This is a genomic window from Mesorhizobium qingshengii, from assembly GCF_027563465.1.
Lineage (GTDB): Bacteria > Pseudomonadota > Alphaproteobacteria > Rhizobiales > Rhizobiaceae > Mesorhizobium > Mesorhizobium qingshengii_A.
The window spans coordinates 22,568-38,545 of the sequence record NZ_JAPFQA010000021.1; the positions used below are offsets into that span (position 1 = coordinate 22,568).

Consider the following 15,978-nt stretch of genomic DNA (forward strand, 5'->3'; position numbering starts at 1 on the left):
GCTTTCGTCAAGCGCCGGCACCGTCGTTACGACCCCACCGGACCGTCCGGGTCGCTGTTTCTTCTGGCCAGTCGCGCGAAAACCGTCGAGGTGCGCAAAAGCGCGGTGAAGCGGCCGCGCTTTTGTGCCGGAACGCCGGACCGGGCCTGCATCCGGTAGAGAATGACGGCGATGAAGATCGCGTAGACCAGGGCGCTGAACACGAACAGCGCGCTCGGCCCGAAATACTGCATCGCCGTCGATGCGGCGAACGGCCCGCCAATGGCGCCGAAGGAGTAGAACAGCATCAGCGCCGCGTTGATCAGCACGAACTCGCCGGTGTCGGCGCGGTCGTTGGAATGCGCCGCCGACAGCGAATAAAGCGGCATGGCGAAACAGCCGAAGATGAAGATGATGACGAAATTAAGCGCCGGATTGCTGCCGGCGATGAACACCAGAGCCAGTGCCGCCAGCATCGCGCAGCAGGTCGTTATCAACAGCACCCGGCGCCGGTCCCAGCGGTCGGACAGGTAGCCGAGCGGATACTGGATGATGGCGCCGCCGAAAATGCCGACGCTGACGAAGGTGACGACATCGGCGACCGACATGCCGATCTGCTCGGCATAGACCGGCGACAGGGTGCGGAAGGCGCTGTTGGTGACGCCGACGGCGATGCAGCCGAAGCAACCGAGCGGCGAAATCCGCCAGACGCGCGCCAGGTCGAGCTTGACCTCCTCGGGCGGGATCGGGTTGGAGCGGTCGCCGAGCGAGACCGGCACCAGCGAGAGCGTGATCATGATCGACATGATGGCGAAGATGGTGAAGCCGCCGGCGCCGAAAACGGGAATCAGGAACTGGGCGCCGGTGACGGAACCGGTGTCGACCATCCGGTAGATCGCCAGCACGCGGGCGCGATCCTTGTTGGCGACGCCGGAATTCAGCCAGCTTTCGACGATGGTGAACAGCCCGGCGAAACAGAAGCCGCCGATAAAGCGCACCGCGCACCACATCACCGGATCGAGGACCAGCACCAGCAGCAAGGTGCCGACCGAGGCGATCGCCGCCAGCGCTGAAAACGCCCTGATATGGCCGACCGCCTTCATGATGCGGGTGATGGCCAGGCAGCCAAGCAGGAAGCCGGCGAAGTAGAAGGTGCCCATCAGGCCGATGGCGGAGGCGGAAAACCCTTCCTGCGCGCCGCGCAGTGCGATCAGCGTGCTCTGCAGCCCGTTGCCGCCGAGCAGGATGCCGGCAGCGAGAAGGAGCGGGAGCAGCGGGCGGATGGAGGACATGAAGGGGTGATCACGTGTCGGTGATCCCTTATTGGACCATCACCTTGGCCTTTGCCAGCGGCATTTCCCGGCAAGACCCTCTGCCGCCAGCCTCGCTTGCCTTGACAAATCCGGCCTCCCATGCGCTTTTCGCGCGAATTTTGAGGCCGGGCTTGATGCTTCGGCCTGCAACCCAGCACCCCGGACTTTTACCAATGACAATGCACCGCTACCGCAGCCATACCTGTGCCCAGTTGAGAAAGAGCGACGTCGGCTCGACCGTTCGCCTGTCGGGCTGGGTGCATCGCGTGCGCGATCATGGCGGCCTACTCTTCATCGACCTGCGCGACCATTATGGCCTGACCCAGATCGTCGCCGATCCGGACTCGCCGGCCTTCAAGGTCGCCGAGACCGTGCGCGGCGAATGGGTTATCCGCGTCGATGGCGAGGTCAAGGCTCGCTTGCCAGAGACCACCAACGCCAACCTGCCGACCGGCGAGATCGAGATTTTCGCCCGCGAGATCGAAGTGCTGTCGGCGGCCAAGGAATTGCCGCTGCCGGTGTTCGGCGAACCGGACTATCCCGAGGATATCCGCCTGAAGTATCGCTTCCTCGATCTGCGCCGCGACACGTTGCACAAGAACATCGTGGCGCGGACAAAGATCATCGCCGAGATGCGCAGGCGCATGGGCGAGGTTGGCTTCACGGAATTCTCGACGCCGATCCTCACCGCCTCGTCCCCGGAAGGCGCGCGCGACTTCCTGGTGCCGTCGCGCATCCATCCCGGCACCTTCTACGCGCTGCCGCAGGCGCCGCAGCAGTACAAGCAACTGATCATGGTGTCAGGCTTCGACCGCTATTTCCAGATCGCGCCCTGCTTTCGCGACGAGGACCCGCGCGCCGACCGACTGCCCGGCGAATTCTACCAGCTCGACCTTGAAATGAGTTTCGTCGAGCAGGACGACGTGCTGTCGACCATGGAACCGGTGATGCGCGGCGTCTTCGAGACCTTCGCCAACGGCAAGCCGGTGACGCAGAGATTCCAGCGCATTCCCTATGATGTCGCCATGCGCAAATACGGCTCCGACAAGCCCGACCTGCGCAATCCGATCGAGATGCAGGCCGTCTCCGATCACTTCCGCGATTCCGGCTTCAAGGTGTTCGCCAACATCCTCGCCAACGACCCGAAGGCCGAGGTGTGGGGCATTCCGGCAAAGACCGGCGGCAGCCGCGCCTTCTGCGACCGCATGAACTCCTGGGCGCAGGGCGAGGGCCAGCCGGGACTGGGTTATATCTTCTGGCGCAAGGAGGGCGACAAGCTCGAAGGCGCCGGTCCGCTCGCCAAGAACATCGGCGAGGAGCGCACCGAGGCGATCCGCCAACAGCTCGGCCTTGCCGACGGCGACGCCGCCTTCTTCGTCGCCGGCGACCCGAAGAAGTTCGTCTCGTTTGCGGGGGCGGCGCGCACGCGCGCCGGCGAGGAACTGAACCTTGTCGACCGCGAGCGCTTCGAGCTGTGCTGGATCGTCGACTTCCCCTTCTTCGAATGGAACGAGGAGGAGAAGAAGATCGACTTTGCCCACAACCCGTTCTCGATGCCGCAGGGCGGCATCGATGCGCTGAACGGCGAGGACCTGCTCGGCATCAAGGCCTTCCAGTACGATATGGTCTGCAACGGGTTCGAGATCGCTAGCGGAGGCATTCGCAACCACCTGCCCGAGACCATGGTCAAGGCGTTCGAGACGGTCGGGCTCGACCGCGCCACGGTCGAGGAGCGCTTCGGCGGCCTCTACCGCGCCTTCCAGTATGGCGCCCCTCCCCATGGCGGCATGGCCGCCGGCGTCGACCGCGTCGTCATGCTCCTGGTGGGCGCCAAGAACCTGCGTGAGATCACCATGTTCCCGATGAATCAGCAGGCCTACGACCTGCTGATGAATGCCCCTTCGGAAGCGAGCCCCCAGCAGCTTCGCGAACTGGCGCTGCGCGTCGCGGTGCCCAAGAAGGACGCCTGATCGCGAGCTTCGGGCGATGCTTTAAAGAACCGTCCGAACCGATTCATTCGATTCGCTAAATCCACAAAAAAGCCCGGCATCGCCGGGCTTCTTTGCATGTCGAGGTCGCTTCGATCAGTCTTCGTTGGCCTTGACGGTGACGCCGAGCGTCTTCGGCAGGTCGAGCGGGTTGGACATGGCGCCCGCCATGATCAGCGCGAACGGCACAGATGCCGGCGGCTCGGCCGAAACTTCGAGGCTCTTCGGATCGTCGAGATATTTGCTGACAGCGGCCGTCACTTGCGCCGTCAGCTCCGGGTTGTTGAGCTGCGCCATGCCGAACGGCACGATCGCCTTGGCCTGGTTGGCAATGTCCTTGCCGGACATGCCCTGCTGCTTGCCGACATATTCCAGCACCTTGTTGGTCAGGGAATCGTCGTCGAAGCGGATCGAGGCGCTGTTGAACGAAAGCTGCTGCAACAGGCCGAGCATGGCCATGCCTTGCGTCGAATTGTCGGCGCCTTCGGGCTGCGCCGCCATCTTCTTCTGCATCTCCTGCAGCGACTTGATGAAGTCCATCGTATAGCCGCCGAGATCGAAGGTCATGCCGAGCGTGCCGGCGTTCTCGACGGAAATGTCGTATTTCGACAGTTCCATCTTGCCGTCAGCCGGCTGCCAGGTGCCGGCCATCTCGAAATTGCCCGCGATGTTCTGGTAGCCGAGCGCGTCGATGACTTCCTTGGATTTGGGGTCGTCGACCAGCGTCAGGTCGGCGTTGAATTTTTCCGTCGTGCCGGTGAATTCCATCGCCTTGCCGTCCGCCGGCGGTGTGATCTCGATGGCGAGCCCGTCCATCGAGAAGGCGGTCTTGTCGGCGACCTTGACCGTCATGTTTGAGAGTTCGGCAGACTTGTACATCATCAGCGAACCCAGCGGGCCGGTGGCGCCCTCGGCCGGAACCGTCATGTCATGGATGACGAAGGGGCTGAGATTGAGGGTGACGCCATCCTTGCTGTGCTCGAACGCCGACGTCGAGACAGTTGCGATGTCATAGCCACCGTTTGCCGCGGTGACGCCTTCCAGTTTGACGTCGCCGATGACAAGGGCTTCCTTTTCGGCCGCCGGTTTGACGGAAACGCCCTGCAGCACCATGCTGGTGTTGTCACCGGTTACGCCGGTCCAGGAGACGTCGACACCCTGGGCGGCAAGCGCTGCCTTCAGCCGGTCGGCGACCGCGGTATCCTGTGCGAGGGCCGCGTTCAGCGGCAGCGTGAGCAAAAAGGTCGAAAAAGCTAGTTTCTGGAGAGTCGAGCGTTTGATTGTCATCGCGAGTTCCCTGAGAGTATCCTGAAATTGTTTTTCAATTCTTTGCGCCATCACCATTCCGTGACGAACTGGACGGGAAAAAGGCGTGTCCCGGCACAATGGTCAAAAATCACGGCGAAAGGCAAACCCGATCCCACCGTCTTTGCGCAAACCGGTGAATTTGTCATGAATATCCGGTTGCCGGATGTCGCTGCGCTTGGCCATAGAGACCGCATGTAACGGGTTGATGTTGGCCAATATCCTCCAAGGCACGGTTTGATGTTGCAGAGGGGGCGGGACATCTGCCTGCCTCTTGCCGCGAATCACCCGCTCGGCTAGTCCCAGCCCATGGGAAAAAGGCTTTTGCCGCCTCAAGATGGCGGCGGCGATCATATCGAACCGGTCGATCTGAAGAAGGCGCTGGAAGAGCGCTATCTTGCCTATGCGCTGTCGACCATCATGCACCGGGCGCTGCCCGACGTGCGCGACGGACTAAAGCCGGTCCATCGCCGCATCATGCATGCCATGCGCCTGCTGCGCCTCAATCCCGACCAGGGCTTTGCCAAATGCGCCCGCATCGTCGGCGAAGTGATGGGCAAGTTCCACCCGCATGGCGACCAGTCGATCTATGACGCCCTGGTGCGGCTGGCGCAGGATTTCTCGATGCGCTACCCGCTGGTCGACGGGCAAGGCAATTTCGGCAACATCGACGGCGATAACGCCGCCGCCATGCGCTACACCGAAGCGCGCATGACCGATGTGGCGACCGAGCTGTTGTCCGGCATCACCGAGGACGCCGTCGACTATCGGCCGACCTACAATGAAGAGGATGAGGAGCCGGTGGTCTTGCCCGGCGCCTTTCCGAACCTCCTGGCCAACGGCTCGTCCGGCATCGCTGTCGGCATGGCGACATCGATCCCACCGCACAACGCGGCCGAGCTTTGCGATGCGGCACTTCACCTGATCGAGCATCGCGATGCACCGGTGGCGAAGCTGATGGACTTCGTCCAGGGCCCGGATTTTCCGACCGGCGGCATCATCGTCGACAGCCGCGCCTCTATCCTCGAAGCCTATGAGACCGGGCGCGGCGGCTTTCGTGTCCGGTCGAAATGGAGCCAGGAGGACCAGGGCAGGGGCACTTGGAGCATCGTCGTCACCGAAATTCCCTATGGCGTACAGAAGGCGCGGCTGATCGAGAAGATCGCCGAACTGTTGATGGCGCGCAAATTGCCGTTGCTCGAGGATATCAGGGACGAGAGCGCCGAGGACATCCGCGTCGTGCTGGTGCCGAAGAGCCGTTCTGTCGACCCCGGCATCCTGATGGAATCGCTGTTCAAGCTTACCGAGCTTGAAAGCCGTTTCCCGCTCAACATGAATGTCCTGTCGCGGGGCAAGGTGCCCAACGTCTTGTCGCTGAAGGGCGTGCTGCAGGAATGGCTCGAGCACCGCCGCGATGTTTTGATCCGCCGCTCGAAACATCGCCTCGGCGAGATCGAAAAGCGGCTGGAGATCCTTGCCGGCTACCTGATCGCCTACCTCAACATCGACGAGGTGATCAGGATCATCCGCGAGGAGGATGAGCCCAAGCAGGTGATGATGGCCCGCTGGTCGCTCACCGACACCCAGGCCGAAGCAATCCTCAACATGCGGCTGCGCGCTCTGCGCAAGCTGGAAGAATTCGAGATCCGCAAGGAATTCGACGGCTTGAGCGCCGAGAAGAAGCAGATCGAGGCACTGCTGGCATCCGATGCCAAGCAATGGTCGACGATCAAGTGGGAAGTCACCAACATCCGCGACAAGTTCGGCCCGGAGACCGAGCTCGGCAAGCGCCGCACCCAGTTCGCCGATGCGCCCGAGCACGATCTGACCGACATTGCGCACGCCATGATCGAGCGCGAGCCGGTCACCGTTGTCGTCTCGGAAAAGGGTTGGCTGAGGGCCATGAAGGGGCATCTGGCCGATCTCTCGACTCTGACCTTCAAGGAAGGCGACAGCCTCAAGCTAGCTTTCCATGCCCAGACCACCGACAAGGTGCTCGTCTTCACCACCGGCGGCAAGTTCTACACCATCGGCGCCGACCGGCTGCCGGGCGGGCGTGGTCACGGCGAGCCGATCCGCATCATCGTCGACATGGACAATGATCAGGACATCGTCACCGCTTTCGTTCATGATCCGAAGCGCAAGCTCTTGCTGGCATCGCACGACGCCAATGGCTTCATCGTGCCGGAGGAAGAGGTGGTCGCCAACACCCGCAAGGGCAAGCAGGTGATGAACGTCAAGGCGCCCGATGAAGCGCAGCGCTGCGTGCCGGTCGCGGGCGATCATCTGGCCATCGTCGGTGAGAACCGCAAGATGCTGGTGTTCGCGCTTTCCGAGATTCCGGAGATGGGGCGCGGCAAGGGCGTGCGCCTGCAGAAATACAAGGACGGCGGCCTTCTCGACCTCAAGCCATTCACACTGGACACCGGCCTCACCTGGCAGGATTCGGCCGACCGCACCTTCACCAGGTCGCGCGAGGAACTGGCCGAATGGATCGGCGCTCGTGCTTCGGCCGGACGCATGGTGCCAAAAGGGTTCCCCAGGACGGGGAAGTTTGGGTAGGCGCCTCTTCCTTCTCCCGCTGCGGGAGAAGGTGGCCGAGCGAGCCCGGTCGGATGAGGGGCGTTCCAGCTTGGCGCCCCCGGCGAATCGGTGGCATGACAGCCAACGTCGCATTTCTTCCAGCACCCTCATCCGTCTCGGCGCTTCACGCCGATCCATCTTCTCCCTCGAGGGGGAGTGCAGCAGCTTCACCAGCACCATTTGGACTATCGTCACGATTGCTGCACTATATCGGTGCATAAGTGGGATCAGTGCATAAATGGGAGGGGTGTTTGGGAAAGGCAGGCGTTTGAAGGAAGCAAAAATCCAGAAGCCGGAACGTCAGCAGCGCCTGTTTGGCCTGTCGACGCCGTTGAGGTCCGCCGTCATCCCGCCGCTGTCGGCGGCGCGCTGGCTGCTGGTGCTGATCGTCGCCGCCGGCGTCTACTTCTTTCACGGTTTCCTGTTTCCCGTGCTGGCGGCGCTTGTCATCGCTTTCGCCAGCTGGCCGCTTTATCGGCGGCTGCTGGCCGGTGTCGGCGGCAACCGCACCATCGCCGCGACCTTTGCCATCCTGTTCATCCTTGCCTTCCTGGTGGTTCCGATCGCGCTTGCCGGCACCTACGCCATCAACGAGGTGCGCGAATGGGTCGGCTGGGCGATCGAAACCAACCGGCACGGTGCCGTGACGCCGCACTGGATCGCCACGCTGCCTGTCGTGGGCGACTGGCTGAACGAGCAGTGGACGGCCAATTTTGGCCATCCCGGCGGCATTGGTGAACTGATCCAGCTGGTCAGCGGCGCCAATATCGGCAGCATCTACCGCGGCGTGCTGGCTGCCGGCGGCAGTGCTTTCGGCCTGCTGTTGACGTTGTTGTTCATGATGATCGCGCTGTTCTTCGCCTATCGTGACGGCGAGCACTTTGCTGGCCAGGTCGATCGTCTTGGCGAACGCATCCTGCCGACGAGATGGGAGCGGATTTCGCGCGTCGTGCCGGCGACGATCTCTTCGACCGTGACCGGCATGACCGTCATCGCCATCGGCGAGGGGCTGGTGCTGGGCGTCGCCTACTGGCTGGCCGGCGTGCCGTCGCCGGTAACGCTCGGAGCCCTGACAGGTGTCATGGCGCTTATCCCCGGCGGCGCGCCACTGTCCTTCACCCTGGTCTCGATCTACCTCGCTGCCAGCGGTTCGCCGATGGCCGGGCTGGCGCTGTTTTTGTGGGGCGCGGTCGAGCTGTTCATCGTCGACAAGACATTGCGCCCGAAGCTCGTCGGCGGCCCGATAAAACTGCCCTTCCTGCCCACTTTTTTCGGCCTTATCGGTGGCGTCAAGACCATGGGTTTTCTGGGCCTGTTCATCGGCCCCGTGCTGATGGCCCTGCTGGTTGCGATCTGGCGCGAATGGCTGCGCGAGGTGGAACTGGCCGATGAAGTGGTCCCCGATTCGGTGGCGGAAATCGAGGCTGTTCCTCGGATAGAGGTTCTGCCCGAGCCTGTCGCGGTGAAGAAGGCCAGCGCCTGATCCCGAAAGCCGGCTTGCGCCATTTTGCTAGGCGGGATGATGCACCGCGAGGTCGGTACGGCGCTTGCGTCCCTCGTGCAGCTGCCAAAGCGAATGCGCGACCAGCGTGATGATCAGGATCGCGCCGCCGATCAGGCTGTTGCGGGTCGGTGTTTCGGCAAAGATCATCCAGACCCACACCGGCGCCAGCACGGTTTCGAGCAGATAGAACATCGCCACTTCCGGCCCTGAAATGTACCTTGGCCCGTTGGCGAGACAGAAGAACGAGATCGGCATGACGACGGCGCCGTTGAAGATGATCCACCACGGCGCGTTCACCTGGATGCCTTCGCCAGTGACCATGAATGCCGCCAGCGCGAGTGGCAGAAGGACGCCGACCAGGGCCGTGAATCCCATGTCCTTGCCGCTGGCGCGCGAGATGGTGATGGCTACGGCGATGAAGAAAGCCGAGCACAGCGCCATGAAATCGCCGAACAGATGCCCGGTGCCGACCGAACCGCCGACAATGACCAGCACGCCGAGGATCATGATCAGCATCGCGGCGAGCGTCACCAGCCTCGGCCTCTCCTTCAGGAATATCCAGGACAGCAATGCCGCGAACACGGTGTTGAAAGCCAGGATGAACACCAGGTCGGCGGTCGAGGTGTGATAGACGCCGGTGACGAAGGTGATTGAGGTCAGCCCGTAGCAAATCGCCACGACGAGGCCGGACCAGCCGGGGATGAGTTGTGGGGCGTTCCGGCTGAGCGCGCGCCAGATCGACCAGATTATCATGGCCGCGACGAAGGTGGTGCCGGTGCGCAACAACAGGATCGTCCATGCGCCGCCGTCGGCGAGACGGATCAGCGGAATGTCCAAGGTCAGTGTCAGTCCGCCAATGGCGGTTATCAAGAGGCCCTTCTGGTGATCGTTGTGGGAGGACATGCGGCAACTTTCGCAATGAAATGCAGGTGACCCGCGCAATGGCGCACTCTCCGGCCAACCGGCTGAAGGACCAGCATCCCTGCCTTGAAACAGTTTAAGCGTGGATCGTGGAAAAACTCAGCGTGCGACCGCTTCGTTGGTGTAGCGCTCCCAGCCTTTTGGACCGAGATGCTCCTGCGGCATGAAGCGCATCTTATAATTCATCTTGCGCGAGCCGTTGACCCAGTAGCCAAGGTAGACATGGGGCAGGCCCATCGCCCGGGCGCGAGCGATATGGTCGAGGATCATGAACGTGCCGAGCGAGCGCTCATCGAAATCGGGATTGAAGTAGGAATAGACCATCGACAGGCCGTCGGCCATCTTGTCGGTAAGCGCCACCGCGATCAGCTCGCCCTGTCCCTTGCCGGTGATAAAGGTGTCGGGTCCGCGCCGCCGGTACTCGATCACCTTGGTGTCGACATGAGTGTCCTCCACCATCATGGCGTAGTCGAGCACCGTCATGTCGGACATGCCGCCACGACGGTGACGGGCATCAAGGTAGCTGCGGAACAGGGAATATTGTTCGGTGGAGGGTTCGGCACCGTGCATGACGCCGACGAGGTCGGAATTGTGCTGCAGCACGCGTCTCATGCTGCGGCTGATGACGAATTCCTGGGCCAGGATACGCACGGACACACAGGCGCGGCAGGTCTCGCACGCCGGCCTGTAGGCGATGTTCTGCGAGCGCCGGAAGCCGCCTTGCGTAAGCAGGTCATTCATCTCCGACGCCTTGTCACCGACCAGATGCGTGAACACTTTGCGCTCGAACTGGCCGTCGAGATAGGGGCACGGCGACGGCGCGGTCAGGAAGAACTGCGGCGACTGGGTCGGATGCTGCGTCATCGAGCCTTTGGATACACTCCTTCGAATCGCTCTACCTTTGGCGCTGACGGCGAAAAATTCAACAGGATTGTGAGGGCGTGGTTGAGACGACGCTTCACATTTGCGCCGACAGGGCCTGCAGCGCTCCCGAAAATGCCGTCAGCGGTCGGTGCGGCTGACCACCGTGCCAAGCAGCAGATCGTGCAGCGTGCGCTTGCGATCGGCGAACAAGGTCACCAGCAGGACCAGCGGCGACAGGATGACGTTGCCGGCCCAGAACAGCACCGAATGAACAACGGCGGTGAGACCGTCGATCGACCTGCCGTCGAGCCGGTCGAGGCGGATGCCCATCATCTTCATGCCCGTCGTGGCCTGGTCGGCGCTGCCCAGCGTGTTCCAGATGTAGAGGATGGCAACGGCCGGCACCAGGACGCCAAACAGCATCCAGCCAAGGCCGAGGGTCAGCAGCCCGAGGAAAAATACCAATATGGCGAACGGGATGGTGAGCAGTGCGACAATGACATAGTCGATCACGAAGGCCAGGATGCGCCGCGTGCGCACTCCGTCATAGGCCCGCACGTCGTCAAGCCTGGTGATGATGATTTCTCCGTCGAGAACGCGCGCGTTCATGTCATTTCCTCGTAATAAGGCCCGACATAGGGTGTGGGCCGATCGGCATTGAAATGGTGAAGGCCCGCGGCGGAATCAAGATCGGGCTGTTCACGGCGAGCAAGGCACGAACGGCACGAGATGCAATGTGAATCGGTTGAATTTGCTTTGCGGATAGCATTAGCTTGCTGCGGCGCAACAAAGCGCACAGGGGCAGAGGGACGGGGCACCATGGACTACGACATGCTGGTCATCGGCAGCGGCCCCTCCGGGCGCCGCGCTGCGGTACAGTCGGCCAAGCTCGGCAAATCGGTGCTGGTGGTCGACCGGGGCCGGCGTCTCGGCGGCGTATCGGTGCATACCGGCACCATCCCATCGAAAACCCTGCGCGAAACGGTGCTCAACCTCTCGGGCTGGCGCGAGCGCGGCTTTTATGGCCGAGGCTATCGGGTCAAGCAGGACATCTCGGTCGGCGACCTGATCGAACGCTTGCACAAGACGCTCGATCACGAGGTCGAGGTGCTGCAGCACCAGTTCATGCGCAACACGGTCAGGAGCACGCGCGCGGATGTGAAATTTCTTGGCCCCAACAAGGTCAGCCTGACCACCGACACTGGCGACTACAGCGAGGTCGGTTTCGCCCATGCCCTGATCGCGGTCGGCACAAGGCCGCACCGGCCGCGCGACGTGCCTTTCGACAAGACCCGCGTCTTCGACAGCGACGAGATGCTGGAGCTTGACCGCCTGCCGCGAACCCTGACCGTGATCGGCGGCGGCGTCATCGGCGTCGAATACGCAACGATCTTTTCAGCGCTCGATGTGCCGGTGACGCTGGTCGAGCCGCGCAACTCGATCCTTGATTTCGTCGACCGTGAGATCGTTGACGATTTCATCCACCAGATGCGCGATCGCGGCATGACGATCCGCCTGGGCAGCGCGGTGAAGGAGATCCGGTCCAAGCCGGACGCGGCCGAAGTGGAACTGGCTGATGGCCGCACCATCCGCTCTGAGGTCGTGCTCTACGCCGCCGGTCGCACCGGCAATGTCGGCAGCCTGGGGCTGGATATTGTTGGCATCGACGCCGACCCGAGGGGGCGTATCAAGGTCGATCAGCAGACTTTCCAGACCAGCGTGGCAAACATCTACGCCGCCGGCGATGTCATCGGCTTTCCGAGCCTCGCCTCCACCTCGATGGAGCAAGGCAGGGTGGCGGCCTGCCACGCCTTCGGCGTACCCCTGCCGCCGCCACCGGAAACCTTTCCCTACGGCATCTATGCGGTACCGGAGATATCGACAGTCGGCCAGTCCGAGGAACAGGTGCGCGAGAGTGGGGCCGCCTACGAGGTCGGCGTGGCGCGCTTCCGCGAGACCTCGCGCGGCCACATCATGGGCGTCAACACCGGCTTCCTGAAGCTGTTGTTCTCGATCGAGACGCGCCGGCTGCTTGGCGCGCATATTGTCGGCGAGGGCGCCACCGAGCTCATTCACATTGGCCAGGCTGTGATCAATCTCGGCGGCACCGTCGATTTCTTCGTCAACAACACCTTCAACTATCCGACGCTTGCCGAAGCCTACAAGATCGCCGGGCTCGACGCCTGGAACCGGATGGGGCGAGGGTAGGCTCTACCCTTCCATCTGGGCGAGCAGCGCCAGCATAACGTCGGCGGAAGGCATCGGCAGCACCGCTTCGATTTCCGCCGGCCGCACGCCGGCAATCGCGGCATCGGTGCCGCCGGCGACAGTACCGAGCGGCCCGCGAAAACCGTGCTTCGACCAGGCGAGTTCCTGCAGTTTCGGACTGGTCAGCGCCTCCAGCAGCCTGTCGACAGCCGGATCGATGACGATCAGCGGATGCGCCGAGTAGACAGTCGGTCTGGGGTAGAGAATTTCAGGCTTCGCGCCCACGCCACCCTGCACCCTTTGCCAGCGTGCCGGATCGGCGAGCGCCCATTCGACCAACTGGTTTTCGTAGCCGATCACCATTGGCTCGGCGCCGAGGCCACCGGCGATGTACTGGTCGAACAGTTTTCCTGAGGATGACGACTTCAGACCCATGCTGCGGAAGATCGCCTTGGCCTGGTCGCCATGTTGGGCGAGCAGTTCCTGCGTCGCCACGTCGCCGCTCATCAGGCTCAGCACCAGCCCTGCGAACATGAAGCCGGAATTGGAGCGGTTGGGGTCGGTGGAGACGATGCGGGCCCGGCCGTAGAGTTCATCAATGCCGAGATCCGACCAGGTCTTGCCTGCAAGAATGGCATCGAGCAATGCCTTCAGGTCGAGCTGATTGTAGCCGCCCTTGGCGGCGACAGTAACCAGTCCGCTCTTCTTCAGGCCTTCGACCACCGGCCCCCAGGTGTAGACGACGATCGGCGAGTTGAGTACCACCTGGTCGTTGCGGATCGGCACGCCGCTCTTGCGTGCGAGGTCGACCATGATCGACGATGAAGGCCATAGGAACTGCGGCTTTTGCGACAGAAGTGCTGCCTCCCGCACCATCTCGACGGAGCCGGCGACACGAGCGTCCAGCTCCAACCCGTAGCCACCCAGAGCATGAACGACATCCGGATCGGCCAGGAATGCCTGCTTTTCGCCGCCGACAAAGCCGAACAGATGCGCCTTGTTGCCGAGATAGCCGCGGAATTCGGGGCGGTCCTTAAGCGTCAGATAGCCGCCTGTGCCGGCAGCAGCGGCACCCAGCAGACCCAGTCCGAAAGCGCGGCGCGAAATGGCCATCAGCGACCGATATCCTCTTTGAGTGACTCCTGAATGAGTCGCAGATCAACGTCGAGCGTGCCGAGTTCACTGTCGGCCAGGCTGTCGGCATAGTGCATGAAGGCATCCTGCAGCTTGATGATCACCGCGCCGATATTGGCCAGCCGCGCCTGACTGGGTGCGCGACGGTTCGCCAACACCGCGTAGCCTTCCGACACCTCGGCGGCCTGCGGCACATAGTAGGTGAGGAACCGCCGTACGGCGGGCGCGCTTTCGGGTTTGGCTTCGACCCTGGAGATCACATCGGCGGCGATGTCGGACAGGTTCTTCACCTTCGCCGCCATGTCCTTGTCGGAAATGGTGCGGGCGGTTGCGGCAAGGCGGTCTGCCGCCGGCTGGGCTTGCGCCAGCAATTCGCGGGCAAAGGCTACGCGGCTGCCGCCGATCGAGCTGAGGTCGAGGCCTTCGAACAGCTGGCGCGGTGCCAGCACGAACACCAGCCCGGCAAAGACCAGCACGGCGATGATCGCAGACACCAGGAACGGAAAATGCGTGAGAAAACTCAGCCCGATCAGCACCGCCGCCGAGACGAGGCCCGCCACGATCCAGTTCCAGTCGTTGCCGAACAAGCCACGCATCTCAGTTGTAGCCGCGGGCGGCGCGGAAAGCGCCCGCCAGGTCGCCGCTGCCATCGAATACGCGCGCCGAAGTCGCCTTTGCAAGGCTGTCGAGCTGGCTCTTGTCGGCGTCGCCGAACGTGATGCCGAACACCGGCACGCGCAGCGGCGCGCTGCGCCATTGCTGAAGAAACTGGTCGGCGCTGCCGTCGGTGCGGCCGTCGGTCATGATGATGATCGCTGGCAGATATTTCAACAGACCCGGCGTCGCCGTGATCTGCTGTAGCGCCTGCTGGGCACAGGCATACATGTCGGTGCCGCCACCGGCATGTTGCCCCGCGACCGCCGCGAGCAGTTGGGCTTGCCCGGCCGCATCGCCGGTTGCTTCGAAATTGGCGCGCACGACACTGTCGAACGGCAGCACGAAGATGCGGTCGGAGGGCGTCCATTGCACCAGCACCTCGCTGGCCTTTTCCGGCGTGAACAGGAATTGCGCCGCAGCCTGCAGCTGTTTCTCGCCCTGATCTTCCATGGAGCCGGAGAAGTCGAAACACAATGCTGTCAGCGAAGGCTTGCGCAAGGCCTCCTGATAGAGGTCGAGCGCCTTGCGGATCACCGCCGGCTCCGGCATGCGAATCGACGTCACCAGCTTGCCCGGATCGAAATTCCAGTCAGGTTCAGCCGCGGCCTGGATCGCCGAGCCGCCAAGCGGCAGCCGCCTGCCGGTGTCGGCGATGCGCTTGCGCACAGCGTCCGTCTGCAGATAGGCGAGCAGGTCGGTGAAGAATTTTTCGACCTCCGGGCCGCGGCCATGGTCGATGAAGCCGAGTGGCGAGTCGCCGACCGCGACGCCGTCGGCCGGATAGACGGCATAGAGCGGCTCCTTGCCCATCTGCTTCAGTTTGTCGTCGGTCTCCTTCAGCGTCGCCTCGTAGTTCCACATCGCGTCGTAGACGGTGCCCTTGCTGGCGCTGTCGACATAGAGATCGGCCAGCCAGCCCGACGAGCCGGACGAACGCTCGACGCCTTGCAGAAGCGCGCTCACCGTTTCACGCACGTTCGCATTGTCGAGATCGCCGGGCTCGATCACTTCCTTGCCGCCAAGCGCGCTGGACAGCATCGCGAGATAGGCGCTGGCGCCCGAATTGGACTGCGTCGCCGAGGTCATCAGGAATTTGAGCTTGCCGTCCTTCACCGCGGCCAGAATGTCCTTCATGAAGACTGGCCTGCCGACCCAGCCAAGCTCGACGGCCTTGGATTTGCGCACGCCCAGAATGACCGGCATCTGCGCGATCGAGGTCAGGTTGCGCACCTTGCGGCCGGAATCGAACAGGTCGACCCACACACTCGAGGCCGGCCAGACCGCGTCTTGCTCAAGGCCGGCAGGCCGTTGCAGGCCAAGGCCGATATCGAGCGAGCCCTCGTAGGCGAAGGTGCAGGTCGCGCCCTGCTTGTCGCAGAATTCCTGAACGATCGGCTGCAGCACCGTGTTTTCCGAGCCCGACACGATGGAGAATTTGACGTTGCTCGAATTGCAGGCCGCCAGCAGCATCGCGAAGGCCATGAGCAGAACGGACGTCAGCGTCTTCGGCATGGCTGTTCCG

The 15,978-nt window shown here is 62.9% G+C and carries 13 protein-coding genes; 4 read left to right on the top strand and 9 right to left on the bottom strand.

Annotation, left to right across the window (positions count from 1 at the left end):
• Positions 1–26: 26 nt before the first annotated feature.
• Positions 27–1,271 (bottom strand): MFS transporter, encoded by a 1,245-nt coding sequence (locus OOJ09_RS28135; protein ID WP_269908330.1) that lies wholly within the window; start codon positions 1,269–1,271, stop codon positions 27–29.
• A 200-nt stretch (positions 1,272–1,471) separates the two neighbouring features.
• Between OOJ09_RS28135 and aspS the strand changes: the two genes are divergently transcribed.
• Positions 1,472–3,262 (top strand): aspartate--tRNA ligase, encoded by a 1,791-nt coding sequence (gene aspS / locus OOJ09_RS28140; RefSeq protein ID WP_269908387.1) that lies wholly within the window; start codon positions 1,472–1,474, stop codon positions 3,260–3,262.
• Between the two features lie 114 nt (positions 3,263–3,376).
• On the opposite strand, the gene OOJ09_RS28145 is transcribed toward aspS, so the two are convergent.
• Complete coding sequence (locus OOJ09_RS28145) at positions 3,377–4,567, bottom strand: hypothetical protein (protein WP_269908331.1); 1,191 nt, start codon at positions 4,565–4,567, stop codon at positions 3,377–3,379.
• Between the two features lie 102 nt (positions 4,568–4,669).
• Positions 4,670–4,804, bottom strand: a complete 135-nt coding sequence (locus OOJ09_RS28150; protein WP_269908332.1) for a hypothetical protein — start codon at positions 4,802–4,804, stop codon at positions 4,670–4,672.
• A 90-nt stretch (positions 4,805–4,894) separates the two neighbouring features.
• Here OOJ09_RS28150 and parC point away from each other — a divergent pair, with 90 nt between their 5' ends.
• Together parC and OOJ09_RS28160 are read left to right on the top strand one after the other, a co-directional pair.
• Positions 4,895–7,147 (top strand): DNA topoisomerase IV subunit A, encoded by a 2,253-nt coding sequence (gene parC / locus OOJ09_RS28155; RefSeq protein ID WP_269908333.1) that lies wholly within the window; start codon positions 4,895–4,897, stop codon positions 7,145–7,147.
• Positions 7,148–7,436: 289 nt separating this feature from the next.
• Entirely contained in the window at positions 7,437–8,651 is a 1,215-nt protein-coding gene (locus tag OOJ09_RS28160; protein ID WP_269908334.1) for an AI-2E family transporter, read from the top strand.
• A 27-nt stretch (positions 8,652–8,678) separates the two neighbouring features.
• Here the strand turns inward: OOJ09_RS28160 and OOJ09_RS28165 are convergent, their stop codons facing one another.
• The 3 genes from OOJ09_RS28165 to OOJ09_RS28175 all read right to left on the bottom strand — a co-directional run bounded on the left by OOJ09_RS28165 (position 8,679) and on the right by OOJ09_RS28175 (position 11,066).
• On the bottom strand, positions 8,679–9,575 hold the full coding sequence (locus OOJ09_RS28165; protein ID WP_269908335.1) for a DMT family transporter: 897 nt from the start codon (positions 9,573–9,575) through the stop codon (positions 8,679–8,681).
• Between the two features lie 117 nt (positions 9,576–9,692).
• On the bottom strand, positions 9,693–10,457 hold the full coding sequence (locus OOJ09_RS28170) for an arginyltransferase (protein WP_269908336.1): 765 nt from the start codon (positions 10,455–10,457) through the stop codon (positions 9,693–9,695).
• A 138-nt stretch (positions 10,458–10,595) separates the two neighbouring features.
• Positions 10,596–11,066, bottom strand: coding sequence for an RDD family protein (locus OOJ09_RS28175; RefSeq protein WP_269908337.1), 471 nt, complete (start codon positions 11,064–11,066; stop codon positions 10,596–10,598).
• A gap of 210 nt (positions 11,067–11,276) precedes the next feature.
• Between OOJ09_RS28175 and sthA the strand changes: the two genes are divergently transcribed.
• Positions 11,277–12,665: a Si-specific NAD(P)(+) transhydrogenase gene (gene sthA, locus OOJ09_RS28180; protein ID WP_269908338.1), complete on the top strand. Its 1,389-nt coding sequence runs from the start codon at positions 11,277–11,279 to the stop codon at positions 12,663–12,665.
• Between the two features lie 3 nt (positions 12,666–12,668).
• Here sthA and OOJ09_RS28185 read toward each other — a convergent pair whose 3' ends face one another.
• Genes OOJ09_RS28185 through OOJ09_RS28195 form a run of 3 tightly spaced genes read right to left on the bottom strand, consistent with a single transcriptional unit; the run spans position 12,669 to position 15,968 of the window.
• Positions 12,669–13,778, bottom strand: coding sequence for a substrate-binding domain-containing protein (locus OOJ09_RS28185; RefSeq protein WP_269908339.1), 1,110 nt, complete (start codon positions 13,776–13,778; stop codon positions 12,669–12,671).
• The gene (locus OOJ09_RS28190; protein ID WP_269908340.1) at positions 13,778–14,395 is read right to left on the bottom strand and encodes a 5-bromo-4-chloroindolyl phosphate hydrolysis family protein; all 618 of its coding nucleotides are present in this window, start codon (positions 14,393–14,395) and stop codon (positions 13,778–13,780) included. Before OOJ09_RS28190 ends, OOJ09_RS28185 begins: the two co-directional genes overlap by 1 nt.
• Position 14,396: 1 nt before the next feature.
• Entirely contained in the window at positions 14,397–15,968 is a 1,572-nt protein-coding gene (locus OOJ09_RS28195; protein WP_420107564.1) for a vWA domain-containing protein, read from the bottom strand.
• Positions 15,969–15,978: the final 10 nt, after the last annotated feature.